The sequence below is a fragment of the Natronoarchaeum rubrum genome, from assembly GCF_024494695.1.
On the sequence record NZ_JANHDP010000002.1, the window covers coordinates 51,580 to 65,953 of the forward strand.

12 protein-coding genes are annotated in these 14,374 nt (G+C 65.7%); 6 read left to right on the top strand and 6 right to left on the bottom strand.

Annotated features, from left to right (window positions below):
• Positions 1-75 precede the first annotated feature (75 nt).
• Positions 76-504 carry a hypothetical protein gene (locus tag NO931_RS04495; RefSeq protein ID WP_256392036.1) on the top strand — a complete coding sequence of 143 codons (429 nt, stop codon included), beginning with the start codon at positions 76-78 and terminating at the stop codon, positions 502-504.
• A 75-nt stretch (positions 505-579) separates the two neighbouring features.
• Here NO931_RS04495 and NO931_RS04500 read toward each other — a convergent pair whose 3' ends face one another.
• Complete coding sequence (locus tag NO931_RS04500) at positions 580-2,295, bottom strand: DNA-directed DNA polymerase II small subunit (RefSeq protein WP_256391446.1); 1,716 nt, start codon at positions 2,293-2,295, stop codon at positions 580-582.
• A gap of 188 nt (positions 2,296-2,483) precedes the next feature.
• Between NO931_RS04500 and NO931_RS04505 the strand changes: the two genes are divergently transcribed.
• Complete coding sequence (locus NO931_RS04505; RefSeq protein ID WP_256391447.1) at positions 2,484-3,623, top strand: S26 family signal peptidase; 1,140 nt, start codon at positions 2,484-2,486, stop codon at positions 3,621-3,623.
• Between the two features lie 249 nt (positions 3,624-3,872).
• Here NO931_RS04505 and NO931_RS04510 read toward each other — a convergent pair whose 3' ends face one another.
• Positions 3,873-5,363 (bottom strand): Cdc6/Cdc18 family protein, encoded by a 1,491-nt coding sequence (locus tag NO931_RS04510; RefSeq protein ID WP_256391448.1) that lies wholly within the window; start codon positions 5,361-5,363, stop codon positions 3,873-3,875.
• 1,306 nt (positions 5,364-6,669) lie between these two features.
• Here NO931_RS04510 and dipA point away from each other — a divergent pair.
• Genes dipA through NO931_RS04525 form a run of 3 tightly spaced genes read left to right on the top strand, consistent with a single transcriptional unit; the run spans position 6,670 to position 8,781 of the window.
• Entirely contained in the window at positions 6,670-7,311 is a 642-nt protein-coding gene (dipA, locus tag NO931_RS04515) for a divisome-positioning GTPase DipA (protein WP_256391449.1), read from the top strand.
• A 1-nt stretch (position 7,312) separates the two neighbouring features.
• Entirely contained in the window at positions 7,313-7,705 is a 393-nt protein-coding gene (gene dipB, locus NO931_RS04520) for a divisome-positioning protein B (protein WP_256391450.1), read from the top strand.
• Positions 7,705-8,781 carry an OapC/ArvC family zinc-ribbon domain-containing protein gene (locus NO931_RS04525; RefSeq protein ID WP_256391451.1) on the top strand — a complete coding sequence of 359 codons (1,077 nt, stop codon included), beginning with the start codon at positions 7,705-7,707 and terminating at the stop codon, positions 8,779-8,781. Before dipB ends, NO931_RS04525 begins: the two co-directional genes overlap by 1 nt.
• A 245-nt stretch (positions 8,782-9,026) precedes the next feature.
• On the opposite strand, the gene NO931_RS04530 is transcribed toward NO931_RS04525, so the two are convergent.
• The 4 genes from NO931_RS04530 to NO931_RS04545 form a co-directional block, all read right to left on the bottom strand.
• On the bottom strand, positions 9,027-11,222 hold the full coding sequence (locus NO931_RS04530; RefSeq protein ID WP_256391452.1) for a (Fe-S)-binding protein: 2,196 nt from the start codon (positions 11,220-11,222) through the stop codon (positions 9,027-9,029).
• 278 nt (positions 11,223-11,500) lie between these two features.
• On the bottom strand, positions 11,501-12,205 hold the full coding sequence (locus NO931_RS04535) for an energy-coupling factor transporter transmembrane component T family protein (protein WP_256391453.1): 705 nt from the start codon (positions 12,203-12,205) through the stop codon (positions 11,501-11,503).
• Complete coding sequence (locus NO931_RS04540) at positions 12,199-12,966, bottom strand: energy-coupling factor ABC transporter ATP-binding protein (protein ID WP_256391454.1); 768 nt, start codon at positions 12,964-12,966, stop codon at positions 12,199-12,201. Before NO931_RS04540 ends, NO931_RS04535 begins: the two co-directional genes overlap by 7 nt.
• Complete coding sequence (locus NO931_RS04545; RefSeq protein ID WP_256391455.1) at positions 12,963-13,571, bottom strand: biotin transporter BioY; 609 nt, start codon at positions 13,569-13,571, stop codon at positions 12,963-12,965. The genes NO931_RS04540 and NO931_RS04545 overlap by 4 nt, the downstream gene beginning before the upstream one ends.
• Before the next feature lie 156 nt (positions 13,572-13,727).
• On the opposite strand from NO931_RS04545, the gene NO931_RS04550 reads away from it, so the two are divergent.
• Positions 13,728-14,330: a conditioned medium-induced protein 4 gene (locus NO931_RS04550; RefSeq protein WP_256391456.1), complete on the top strand. Its 603-nt coding sequence runs from the start codon at positions 13,728-13,730 to the stop codon at positions 14,328-14,330.
• Positions 14,331-14,374 lie beyond the last annotated feature (44 nt).

Below are 14,374 nucleotides of genomic sequence, written 5' to 3' on the forward strand. Positions count from 1 at the left end.
GCTGCGGTCGGCGTCGCGGTGATGCAGTAGTGCGACGCAAACGGTTTATCCGTGTGCGGCGTTACCACACGAATGATGGAGATCCGGGACGCTGTCGAGGCAGACGCGAGCGCGCTCGCGGCGATCGCCGACTCGCCGACGGACGTGATGCGTAACCTCGTCCACGACCGCACGGTCCGCGTCGCCGAGGCCGAGGCCGTGGCGTCGGATCCCGATGCCGACGCGGGCGACGCCGGTCGCGAGGAGCTGCTCGGGTTCGTCAGTTTCGACGCGAAAGAAGACACCGTCCACGTGACCCAGTTAGACGGTACCGGCGACGCCTGCGAGCAGTTGCTGGGCGAGCCGATTCGGTTCGCGCGCCAAGAATCCATGAACGTCGAGTTGCTGGCACCCGACTCCGAGCCGACTGTCGCCGACGCCGCCGAGTCGCTGGGCTTTACCGAGCGTGGCCAGGGGCCGCGGTTCAGCGGGACGCCGACGGTTCGCTATCGGCTCGAACCGTAGCTCCAGTCGAAACGTTGGGGATAGATCGCACGCCGTGGTCGATCGGGGCCGGCGAATTAGTCGACAGTGTCGCCCTCAGGCGAACTTCCGGATCGTCACGTCGAGCGTGTCCAGATCGACGACCGGCGCGTACGCGGTGTCGGGGTCGATGTTGACGCTCTTCTGGAACTCGGTCTGGGCCTGCCAGCAGCCCGAGTTGATCGCGAGCACGTTGTGGTACTTCCCGTAGCCGAGCTTGTGAACGTGGCCGGTGTGGAAGATGTCGGGCGCCTCGTCGATCACCAGATAGTCCTTCTCCTCGGGCGCCAGTCGCATGTGACCGCCGTACTGCGGGGCGACGTGGCGCTTCTTGAGGAGGTGGTACATCGCCTTCTGCGGGTCGTCGTAGGTCGCCTTCTCGTCGGGGAACTCGGCGATGATCTCGTCAAGCGAGACGCCGTGATACATCAGCACCGAGACGCCCTCGATGGTGACGGTGGATGGATTGCCGGAGATGCGTGCGTCGTGGGCCGACATGATCTCCCGGAGCTCCTCGTCGAACCCGGGCTGGGGTTCCGCGAGGCGGACGGCGTCGTGGTTGCCGGGGATCATCACGATCTCGATGTCGCCGGGCACCTGCTTGAGGTACTCCGAGAACGCCTCGTACTGCTCGTAGATGTCGACGATATCGAGCTCCTCGTCCTGATCGGGGTAGACGCCGACTCCCTCGACCATGTCGCCGGCGATCAGCAGGTACTCGATGTTCTCGGCCTCGGCGGTGTGGAGCCAGTCGGTAAAGCGCGTCCAGGCGTCGGCCATGAACTCCTGACTGCCGACGTGGATGTCGCTGATCAGCGCCGCCTGAACGTGGCGGTCGGCGGTCGAGGGCTCGAACGTTCGCGGAACGTCGGGGAAGTACATGCTGTCGACGAACAGGATCCCGCCGTCGTCGGCGAGCGTTCCCTCGACGGCGATCACCTCGTCGCAGAGCAGTTCGTCGACCTGATCTGCGAAACGGCGATCCTTCATCACGAGACACGGGAAGACCCCGGAGGTGTCTTCGAGTTCGATCAGCCAGTGGCCGCTCGCGGTCGAACGGATGTCGTTGACCATCCCGACGATGGCGGCGTCGCTCCCGCCGCCCATCGCGTCGAGCGCGTCGGTCGGCCGATGGTTGACGCGCCCGCGGAGCTTGCCGCTCAGGCGCTCGAACCGGTCGCGAAAGACGGTGACGAAGTCGTCGTACTCGCCGGTCCCCGTCGAGCGGCCGGTGATGTCGTTCCCGATGTCGAGCGATCGCTGCGAGTCGTCGCGCTGGGCGCGGTCGGGGCGAGCCGCTGCCGCCCCGCCGTCGTCAGACCGTGCAGCGGTCGCTTCGGCGTCGCCCTCCGTAACGGCGTCCGACGCGGTATCGTCCGTGGTAGCACCGGTTGCTGCGCCCGACTGAGATCCACTCGAAACGGTGCTCTCGTCGGCCGTCTTCCGCGAAGAACCGTTCGACCGCGGCGCCGAATTCGAGTCGCCAGTGTCAGCGTCAACCCCCTTCATTTCACCTGGAGGCACACCCGATTCGTCCGGCGATTCTGCCGGCGGTGCTCCACCCGAAACCGGGGGGTCGTCGGTATTCTCTAGCACGGCCCGGACGTGCTCGGGAGTGATCGTGAGGGCGTCCTCGGGGACAGCCTCGACGACGGCTTCGAGCGCGCGACCGGGGTGGTCGGCCGAGGCGATCAGCGTCACCGCCTCGCGATCGGCGTTGAACCCGCGGGTCGCCAGCGCGCGGACGATCCTGGCGGGCGTTTCCAGCGGCACGTCTGCTACGATCCGCGCAGTCGGTCAAAAGCGTGCCGGAACGTCAGGACTGCTTGGCGGATCGGGGGCTACGCGACGGACCGTCGACACTGGCGCCGCGGCTCACGGGCATCGGACGACGTGGAGCGATCCCGAACGCGGTGAGGAGAGCAGAAAGTTGATCACAGGCGGCGATTTACACGTCTTCAATGACGGACAGCAACGGCGGCGACGGGCCCGACCGCGATCCGCCGCCGTCCGGACGCTCCGGCGATGGCCGAGCTGCGGACGACGCCGCCGAAGACGACTCGAACGGAGCAGGGCCGAACTCCGGCGTCGACGAGCGGTCAGTCGACGATGAACCGTCGTCCGCCGACGGGAACGAAGTGTCCGACGGCGAAAACGAGGCGTCCGGCGACGAGACCGAGGTGTCCGCTGACGAGACCGAAGTGTCCACCGACGAGAACGAGGGGTCCGCGGCCGAGGATCGCAGCGACGGAACGGACGGGAGCGTCGAACCGAACGGCGGCGGGCCCGCGAGTCCGGACGGTGTCGGCGAAGCGGCTGCGGCCGACAAGCCAGCGCCGGAAGCCGACGCGAATGCTGGGACACCGGTTCCCGACCCATCCGAAAATCCGATCGGCTGGTTCCGCCGGACGGACAACGAGGCGGTGATCGTGTTCAAAGACGTCGCCAGCAGCGTCGGCATCGTCCTCGTGATTGGCCTCGTGCTGTTCGGCGTCAGCGGCGTCTGGCCGCCGCTGGTCGCCATCGAGAGCGGGAGCATGAACCCTCACATGCAGAAGGGTGACCTCGTCTTTATCATGGAAGAAGACCGTCTGGAGCCCGACGCCGCAGTCGCGGGGACCGGCGTCGTGACCTACCAGCAGGGCAAGGAAGCCGGCTACAGGACCTTCGGCTCCTACGGCGACGTGATCGTGTTCCAGCCCAACGGCCAGAGCACGACGCCGATCATACACCGGGCGATGTTCTACGTCGAGGAGGGCGAGAACTGGTACGAGAAGGCCAACAAGAGCAACATCCGGGCTGACAGCTGCGAGGAGATCGACGCCTGCAGCGCCGAGCACGCCGGGTTCGTAACGAAAGGGGACAATCCCCAGACCAACCAGCAGTACGATCAGGTCGACCGTTACCAGATCGTCAAGCCCGAGTGGATCCAGGGGACCGCCGAAGTGCGGCTCCCGTGGCTCGGTTGCATCCGCCTGGAGTTCTCCGGCACGGCGAGTTGCCGACCGCTGTTCGGCACGGCGCAGCCGGTTTCGCCGGGTGCTATCGGAGATCAACCCGCCCTTTCGTCTCGAACCGCGGTCGCCGCGTCGCGTCCCTGACCGTCGGTCCAGTTTTTTATCGACGCCCTCTATCGACGCTTGCACTCGTGGAGCGATGCCGCGATCCGATCGCACGAAGCCGTCGATTATGGGGGAGATAGCGGTGAAATCGGCGACCCGCGCGGCGACGACGCCGTCGCGCCGCCGCACTGACCGGCGCTCGGTGAGCGGCGTCGAGTAGAAACGAGGGGCTACGGATCGAAGTGCGGAGACGAGTGGTACGAATCGAGGCGGGCGAGTCGGGCCGAGTTAGTTGTCGAACCGCGCCTGCACGAACGGCTGAACGTCCTCGATGGCGCCGAGCCGGGAGTCCGACATCAGTACGGCCTCGGTCTCGTCGATCGGGACCGAGAGGCTGATCTCCTTGGTGCGGCCGTACCGCCCTTTCGAGACGACGACGGCGTTGACGATGCCGAGCATGTCGAGTTCGCTGATCAGGTCGGTGACCCGCCGCTGGGTGAGCACGTCGGCGTCGATCTCCTCGCAGAGCCGCTTGTAGATGTTGTACACCTCGCCGGTGTTGACGTTGTGGACGCCGTTTTTCTCCAGCAGGATGATCGAAAAGAGGACGAGCTTCGACTGGGTCGGAAGGGTGCGGACGACCTCGACGACGCGGTCGAGTTCGATCTTGTCCTGGGCCTGCCGGACGTGTTCCTCGAGAACCTCCTCGGACTGGTCGCGCTCGGCGAGCTCGCCGGCGGTTCTGAGAAGGTCGAGCGCGCGGCGCGCGTCGCCGTGTTCCTGTGCGGCGAACGCAGCACACAGCGGGATCACGTCGTCGGTCAGCGCGTCAACCTTGAATGCCACGTCCGAGCGGTGCTGGAGGATATCCCGCAACTGGTTGGCGTCGTACGGCGGGAACACGATTTCCTCCTCGCCGAGACTGGACTTGACGCGGGGATCGAGGAAGTCGGTGAACTTCAGGTCGTTGCTGATCCCCATGATCGACACCCGCGAGTTGTCGAGCTCGGAGTTCATCCGCGAGAGGTTGTAGAGCGTGTCGTCGCCGGACTTCTCGACGAGCTTGTCGATCTCGTCGAGCATGATCACGACCACGCGCTCGCGGTAGTCGACGGCGTCGAAGAAGACGCTGTAGACGCGGTCGGTCGGCCAGCCGGTCATCGGCACCTGCTCCATCTCCTCGCGGTCGTCGACCAGTTCGTCGATCCGGTCCTCGACGGCCTCGACCGTCGCGAACTCGGCGTCGTCGAGCGCCGATCGGTCGTCTTCGCCGGCGTCGCGCAGATCCCGCAACTCGCCGAGGCGCTCGTCGACGAACGCTTCGTTCTTCTCGATGAACTTGTTGGCCAACTGCGCGAGCACGCGGTACTGGGTGTCGGTCACCTCGCAGTTGATGTACTCGACGTTACAGGGAACCTGATACTTCTCCGAGGTGCTCTCGAGCTCCTGGCTGACGAATTTGGCGCTCGCGGTCTTGCCCGTCCCCGTCTTCCCGTAGATGAGAATGTTCGAGGGCGTCTCGCCCCGGAGCGCGGCGACGAGGATCGTCGCCATCTTGTTGATCTGCTCTTTGCGGTGCGGGAGCTCGTGGGGCGTGTACGACGGACGCAGCACCTCCTTGTTCTCGAAGATCGGCTCGCTGTCGAGCAGGTCGTCGAACAGCCCCTGACTGTCTTCCTCCTCGTCGTCGAGGACGACGTCGTCGAGGTCGACGTCGAACGACCGCGGGCTGTCGCCCGGGTCGGAAGCGCCGTCGGGAGTGGTGTCGTTGTCGGCCATCTGTTGATCGTCCAACCCCTCTGTTTCGTCTGGAACGGACACCCACGGGAACGTCGAAATCGGCGTCACACGGCGTAACGAGCGTTAATATACGGCGAAATGCTCACGGGTGCGTCCAGTTGATGCAGACGAAGCAAAGGTCGAGGAGGGTCTTAAATTCTTCCCTCTAGTCCGTCAGTACGAATCGAACGGCCGGGCTACGGCTCGAACGCAGTCGTACGTGGACGTCCAGCTGTCGTCGTTGTCGGACCGGAGTACCACCATTCGGACGTTTATCCCGAAGTGTATGATGAATTGACTCTGGCACCGAGGACGAGGTGCTCGCTCACATCGAGATGTGAGACAGTCGGGATCGGGATAGACCGAATCACCGTTCGACGACGTCTCGTCGCTCGGGCGGACGCCGTTTCGTTCGGGGGCCACTTCGAGCTGGGCCGTTTCGATCGGAGATCGCAACGGACCCACAGCCCATACACGATAGACCCCGAAGCCGTCTGCGATATCTCCAGACGAAACAGAGGGGTGGGCGGCGTGTTAAGCGCCGTACGCACCGCATACGACGGGAGTGCTAACACTCGATCAGTGAGGTCACGGTCGAGTAATTGTCTGCGGTTGTAGATAGTGGGCCGATAGTCCACCCGAAGCGAGGGGGTTGTGGCGTGAACGGGGCAGACCCCCCCACCCCTTTGTTTCAGGTGGAACGCGGAAAGGCAGGGGAGGGGGTGAGAAAGCCAGCAACGCTTCTAGCGAGGCAAACCTTTACTATCCATGCAGTAAAACCATACCCGTAGGACAGTAGCAGAGATAGTATTGAGTGGATTAATCTAGTTATAAACTAGACGAACGACACAATCGTGAGACCGTCTCTCGTGATTCTTCCCCGCGCTCGCCCCCTCCCCACCCCACCGTCCTGACGTTCCACCTGAAACGAAGGGGTGGGGGCCCGTCCGATACGGCTGTGAACTGCCAGCAACGCCCGTGCCAACGCATCCCACTGGTGGTGCGTTATCGCGCCCCGCGAAATACACTACTACGCCGCTTAGAATAGAAACGACCCACAGGAGCCAACGACGACCCACGACCATCCACAACGTGGCTCACATCACCTTCCCGTGCCGGTCGGTAGCCAGCTCGGTCGGTCCAGTAGCACCACCCCCGCGTTCGCTCTGATTCGAGCACGTGGCAACGAAAAACAATCAGTGACGCAAGTGTATCCAATAATATGGGTGTCTGACGTAGGCTTAAGTAGCGTGGGGCTCCTTGTCCGCCATAGCACCTAGCCCACGCGCGGGTGCGGGGTGACAGGATGGGACTGTTCACAGGACTCAAAGATAGTATATCGCGGGTGACGGACCGACTCTTCTCCGACGACGAACAGAAGCGGATCGGCATCTACGGGCCGCCTAACGCGGGCAAGACGACGCTGGCCAACCGGATCGCCCGGGACTGGACCGGCGACGCGGTCGGCCCCGAGAGCCACGTGCCCCACGAGACGCGCCGGGCGCGCCGCAAGGAGAACGTCGAGATCGAACGCAACGGCCGATCGGTGACGATCGACATCGTCGACACGCCGGGCGTGACGACGAAAGTCGACTACGAGGAGTTCCTCGACTACGACATCGAGGAGGACGACGCCGTCCGCCGGTCTCGCGAAGCCACCGAGGGCGTCGCCGAAGCGATGCACTGGCTCCGCGAGGACGTCGACGGCGTGATCTACGTACTCGACAGCACGGAAGACCCGTTCACGCAGGTCAACACGATGCTGGTCGGCATCATCGAGAGCCAGGATCTGCCGGTGTTGATCTTCGCGAACAAGATCGACCTGGAGGATTCGAGCGTCCAGCAGATCGCGAACGCCTTCCCGCAGCACGAGACGGTCGAGCTTTCGGCGCTGGAAGGGAACAACATGGACGAAGTGTACGACAAGATCGCGGAGTACTTCGGATAACATGCCGGAAGTGAAAGAACCCGCCGACGGGGTCCAGATCGACCTGATAAGCGGCGAACGGATGGAGGGGATGGCGAGCATGGAGAAGATCCGGATGATCCTAGATAGCGTCCGGGACAGCAACATCGTCATCCTCGAACAGGGGCTCTCGCCCGACGAGGAGTCGAAGCTCATCGAGGTGACGATGACCGAGATCACCCCCGCCGATCCCGAGGATTTCAACGGGATCGAGATCGAGACGTACCCGCGCTCGGAGGCCGACAGCACGGGGCTGTTCGGCCGCCTCATGGGCAAGGAAAACGCCTCCAAGCTGACCGTGATCGGCCCGGCCAACCAGATCGAGACACTCCACAAGGACGAAACGCTGATCAGCGCGCTCGTCTCCCGCCAGTAATGCCTCACCAGTGTACGAACTGCGGCCGGACGTTCCCCGACGGCTCCAAGGAGATGCTGTCGGGCTGTCCGGACTGCGGGGGCAACAAGTTCCAGTTCGACCCGTCCGGCGGGAGTTCCGGAGCCACTGGCGGGGCGGCCGACCCGGACGCCTCGACAGCGGCGTCCGACGCAGCCGATTCGTCGGCGTCGGCATCGGAAGACACGTCGGCCTCCGGCGTCGGCGGAACGGTCTCGCAGGCGAAACAGACCGTCAGCGACTGGGTCGGGCGCGGCGGCCAGTCCGACGCCGACGACGCCGCGGCGGCGTCGTCCAAAGCGGACGAATCGATGCCGGCCGCCGACGCGAGCGGTAATCAGGACGCTGCTGCGAGAGCCGACGACGACGCCGATGCGACAGCAAGCCAGAACGCCGACGCGACAGCAAGCCAGAACGCCGACGCGACAGCAAGCCAGAACGCCGACGCGAGCCATTCCACGTCCGATCTCGGATCGACCCGCGACTGGCCGGACGTGGGGAGTCGCGATCCGAAGGGCGATCCGACTCGGTCGAACGACCAGACTGGACCGCTGGGCGACATGTCTGGATCGAGCGACGGCACCAACTCGTCGCCGTCCGCCGGAGACGGCGTGCCGTCACAACCGCCGTCCAGCGAAGACGGTGTGCCGGCAGAACCGCCGTCCAGTGAAGACGGTGTGCCAGCAGAACCGCCGTCCAGTGAGAACGCCGCGCAGGCCAGCGCCCGATCGGACGTTATCGACCCGAACGATCTACCGAACGACGCCGCCAGCGACGGCGCCGAAGCATCGGAACACCCGCTGGACGACGACCGGAGCGACACGCCGCCGGACGCCGACGACGGGAACGTCGTCGGCACGCCCGACGACGAGCAGCCCGATCTGGAGGCGCTCCGGCAGGAGCTCAACGAGCAGTTCGAGAGCATCAAGATCGTCCGCCCCGGCGAGTACGAGCTCAACCTGATGGAGCTGTACGACCGCGACGAGTACATCATCTCGCTGATGGAGGACGGCCGCTACGCCATCGAAGTCCCCGACGCCTGGCGCGACGGGGAGTAGGGCGTCCCTCTGGAAGTTTCGGATCCGTCTCGATTTCTCTTCCCGACTTTCGAAACTGCAGCCAGATCCCCCGTTTCGGTTGGAAGCTGTCGTACAGTGTGGTACGACATGGTTCGAACGAGTTCGTAGCCGTTCGTTTTCTCGGAATCCCGACTCCTCCGGCACCGGGTGGAACCTCGATTTCGGCTCCGGGCGAAGGACCGACCCCGGCGTCGAACGAAGGACCGAACCCGGCGTCGACCGACTCAGTTCTCGCCCAGTTCGTCCGGTTCGTTTCCGGTCACCGCCTCGACGAGCAGTTCGGCGACGTCGACGATTTCGATCTCGTCCTCGTAGCCGCCGGTCTTGCGGCCGTCCTCGTACATCGTCATGCACATCGGGCAGGCGACGACGAACTTCTCGACCGCCTCTCCAGCATCGGTGTCCTCCAGCGCTTCTCGAAGCCGCTCCTCGCTGGGCTTTGGCTCCTCGTCGAACTCCATCCAGAGGCCGCCGCCGCCACCGCCACAGCAAAACGAGTTGTCGCGGTTGCGCGGCATCTCGTGGAGCTCACAGCCAGTCGCGCGGACGAGTTCGCGGGGCGCCTCGTACTCGTCGTTGTACCGGCCGAGGTGGCAGGGATCGTGGTACGTGACGGTGTAGTCGAGTTCGTCTCCAGAGAGCCCCAGCCGACCCTCCTCGACCAGTTCCTCGACGACCTGCGACCAGTGGAACACGTCGATCTCGCCCTCGGCGTTCCAGTGCTCGTCGTAGTCGAAGGGCATCATCGGATCGTCCGCGAACTCCTCGAAATCGACCTCGGGGTACTCGTTTTTCATCGTGTTGTACGAGTGGGGATCGGTGCAGACGATCTTCTCGAACTCGCACTCGGCGAACGTCTCGACGTGGTGGCCCGCGAGTTCGAGGTAGAGGAACTCCTCGCCGATCCGGCGAACGTCGTTGCCGTCGTACTTCTCGTCGTCGAACAGGATGCCCCACTCGATGTCGGCGGCCTCGAACAGCTTCGCCAGCGACCGGGCGACCTTCTTGTTGCGCTCGTCGAAGCTCGGGTAGTCGCCGACGTACCAGAGGTACTCGACCTCCTCTTTGCGGGCGTCGGTCGGCTCGATCTCCAGGGGATCCGCCCAGTCGGCTCGCTCGCGCTGGGGATCGCCGAACGTGTTGCCCTTCTGCATCACGTCCTGGAACACGTCCTGGACGTTCGGGTCGACGTCGCCCTGGTCGGTCAGCTGGCGGTTCATCCGGGTGAAGGAGTTCAGGTGTTCGATCTCGACCGGACAGGCGTCCATGCAGGCCATGCAGCTCATGCACGACTCCATGGTCTCGCTGTCGATCACGCTCGCCCCGCCGTCAGCGATAATCGGCTTCTCCTCGGTCTCGCCGGCGTCGAGCGACTCGCGGTAGGATTTCAGGTCGAGGATCACGTCCCGCGGATCCAGCGGACGACCGGACGCCTTCGCCGGACAGACCGACGAACACCGGCCGCACTTCGTGCAGGCGTCCTGATCGAGCAGCTCCTTCCACGTGAAGTCGTCCAGCGACTCGGCGTTCGTGGCGTCGAGATCGGCCGGAACGCCCGGGAGCCGGGAGCCCGCGTTCTCGTCGCGCGCGACGACGTTCGCGAACGACGAGAGCATGTGGAACGGCTTGGCGTACGGCACCGCCGCGACGAACGCCAGCGCGTGCAGCGAGTGGAGCCACCAGACCGCGGGGTAGACCGTCTGCGCGCCGCTTGCCGAGAGTCCCGCGGCGTCGAACCCGATCGCGAGGAAGTAGCCGACGAAGCTGATCGACTCGTGGTCGGGGAATCCGCGTCCGACGATGCCGACGCCTTCGAGCAGGTAGCCGCCGACGCCGAGCACGAACAGCGTCCAGACGAACAGGTCGTCCTCCAGTCCGGTGTGTTTGCCCCAGAGCCGCTCCGAGCGGCGCCAGTAGCGCTTGTACAGCGCCATCCCGACGCCGACGACGAACAGCAGTCCCATCGCGTCGAGCACGAACGAGTACGCCAGGTAGAAGTCGCCGGTCCAGAACGACTCGCCGGTCAGCGGCCGGTAGAGGTCCATGTCGATGCCGAGAATCGTCGTCCCGATCAGCAGGGTGAGAAAGCCCCACATGATAAAGGCGTGCATCACGCCCGCCGTCAGGTCCCGGTCGAACTGGTAGCGATTGGAACCGACGATCGTCACCGCGTCGACGAGTCGACCGGGCAGGTTCGCGAGTCGCTCCCGGCGGTCGTCGCTGCCCTGCGCGTACCGGGCGAACCGCTCGTAGACGCCGTGGAGAAAGATCAGGATCGCCACCGCGGCGAGCATGTAGAAGATCGCCTTCCCGACGTAGCCGATCTCGAAGAACGTCGGGCGGGTCACGTCGCCGCCGGACTGGGCGACGACGATCGCGTCGGTCGATAGCGCGCCGCCGACAGCTCCGACCGACGTCATGGCTGCCACCACCTGTCCCTTCCCGTCCAGCTTCTCCACGACCGTAGATCGTGGTCACGCGTATCTATCATGTACTATCACGGGGGCACCTGCGAGTTAAATCTTGCTCCGAACTCGACGCCCCACCCCCGTCACGTCTTGCGCGAATCTACAACTAGTTTGGCGTTCATACGTCACTGGACCCGCTCCGCGTCCCGCTCTCACAGCCGCGTCCGCCGTCCACCACTCACGGCCGCGTCCGCCGTCCACCACTCACGGCCGCGTCCGCCGTCCACCACTCATAGCAGCGGCGAGAGCGCCAGCCCGACTGCGAGCGCCAGCACCGGAACGTCCCGCGCCCCGAACGACAGCGTCGGCAGCGTCGGGTTCCACGCGAAACAGCGGGCCTGGAGCGCCACCGCCAGCCGATCAGCACGACGGAACGTCCGGTCGACGCCGCGGACGCCGATGCGTCGCGCGCGCTCGACGAACGAGCCTCGATCCCCGCCCCGGGCGGCCATCGCGTCCCGGATCGAGCGCAGGTCGGCCAGTAGCACCGGGAAAAAGCGGAACACGAGTCCGACGCCGACGCCGAGCGTGACGCCGATCCGGCCGGGCAGGAGCCACTGGATCGCCGTCCGCGAATCGCGTGCCGGCGTCGACGCGACGTACGTCGCGCTGACGAGCAACACGAGGACGACGCGGTAGCTCGCCAGCGCCGACGCCGCGCCGTCCGAGAGATCGAGCCACGGCGGCCCGAGCGTCGCGGCGGCGACCAGCGGCGCGAACAGGAGGATCGCGAGCACGAAACGGAAGGCGGCGAGCGCCCGGATCGGCGACAGCCCCGCGCTCGCGGGCGCCGCCAGCGCGACCACAGTCAGGACTGCCAGCGCCTCGGGCCCGCCGTGGCCGAACGCCGCGATCGCGAACCCGAACTGGGCTGCGAGCTTCGTCCGCGGGTCCAGCCGGTGGGCCAGCGAGTCGCCGGGTTCGTAGGCTAGCATCGATCGTTTGTGGTCGCGGCCTCGCCCGGCCATCGCTGCGATTCGGGCACGCGGACGCCGAGCCCCGAGAGCGCGTCGCGCACCGCAGCGGCCGACTCGGCGTCGGCACCGACCCTCGCGTCGGCTGCAACCTTCCCGTCGGCCAGCGCGACGACCCGATCGGCCAGCGCCAGCACGTCGCGCAGATCGTGGGTGACGACGACGATCCCCGTTCCGTCGGCACGAAGCGCCCGCAACCGATCGAGTACGGACTCGCGGGCGGGCTCGTCCAGCCCGGTGAACGGCTCGTCGAGGACCAGATGGTCGGGCTCCATCGCGAGTGCCCCGGCGATCGCGACCCGTTCCTGCTCGCCGCCCGAGAGCCGGTCGATGCGCTCCTCGTGCCGGCCGTCCATGCCGACCGCCGCCAGCGCGTCCGCGACCCGATCATCGATCTCGTCCGCGTCCAGCCCCAGATTTCGCGGCCCGAACGCGACGTCTTCGCCGATCGTCGCGGCGACGAACTGGTCGCGGGGGTTCTGGAACACCATCCCCACGCGCCTGCGCGCGCCCACCAGATCGTCTTCCACGGGCGTCCCGTCGACCAGCACGTCGCCCTCTTCGGGCGTCTCCAGCCCGTTGAACTGCCGGACGAGCGTCGTCTTGCCGCTGCCGTTCGCGCCCGCCAGCACGACGAACTCGCCGTCGGCGATCGTCAGCGAGACGCCGTCGAGCGCCGTCGCGTCGCCGTACCGACAGACCAGCTCTCGGGTTTCGATCATCGCCCGCTCGCGATCCCCTCCGCCGACCAGTCGGGGACGGCTCTGCTCCGCACCACTGCGATCACGGCGGCGATCTTGGCGGCTTCGGCCGGGAAGAACACGATCGCTCCAACCCAAATCGCCTCGGCGAGCGCCAGTTGGTTGACGACCATCATCTGGGCCGTTCCGAGCGCGTAGATCACGAGCGTCCCGGCAGCCAGCGCACCGACGAGACGCGCCGCTCCGGTGTCCGATGGCGAGGGAATCCCGATTTTTCCGTAGGCGAGCCAACCGATCAGCGGGACCGCGAGCGGGTACGACCAGAGGTAGCCGCCAGTATTCCCGAGTAGGACGCCGATTCCCGGGGAGCCGCTCGCGAAGACCGGCGCGCCGAGCGCACCGGCCAGCACGTACAGTATCGCCGAGAGTCCGCCCCACTTCGCGCCCAGGAACGTCGCGGTGAGGAATATCCCGAGCACCTGCAGCGTCACCGGCGCCGGCGAGAGCGGATACGGGATTGAGATATACGCGAGCGCCCCGGTCAGCGCCGCGAACAGCGCCGCGCCGCTCAGTCCGACGACGTACTCTTCGTCTACCAGATCGACCTGCTCGTCGGTCCGTTGCATGGTGGATCGATCTACGTCAACCGTAATTAACGAACTGGTTTACGAAGCGGCGTTCGCTCGCGCGCGGTCGGCGTCGCGGAACGCCGCCGCGGGCCGTCCTGAAAGCTCATCGTCAACAAGGTTTTTTACTCCCTCCTGTTGATAGGTACCGTACCGATGGACGAGAAGACCGAGGAGCTCCGCGACATATTCATCGACGTGACGGACGAGGACACCGTCACGGAGTCCCAGGAGGACACGCGGGGCTCGCTCGCGGACGCCGACCGCGAGAACGTCGACGAGCGGATCGAGGGGGTTATCGAGAGCATGCGCGAACGCTACGAGTTCGATACCGACCTCTCGACCGAGCAACTCTGCGAGCTCGTCGAGCGGTTCTACGATGGCGACTCCGACGCCGAAATCGCGCGGGCGCTCGACGAGTCGCGTACGTCGGTCGTCCGGGCACGACTCGACGTCCACCTCGTGCGCGATCGGGATACCGACGCTCCCTTCGAGTTCGACGCCTTCCGCCGGGCGCTCGCCGACGACCCCTCGACGGCCGAACTCGCCGAGCGCTTCGACGTCAGCGAGTCCACAGTGAGACGCTACCGCCGGGTCGTCGACGCCGAAAACGAGTCCCGGCAGGCAAACGACCGCTACCGCGACGAGTTCGATAGCGTCCTCGCGGACGCCGACCTCTCCGAGCGCATCACCGAGGATGTCCAGCAGGACGGGCTCGAGGACGCCACCGAGGGGATGGAGACCGACGTCTCGTTCTGAATTTTCCCCGTCACTAATCGCCCGCAGATTCAAACCCGATCCCG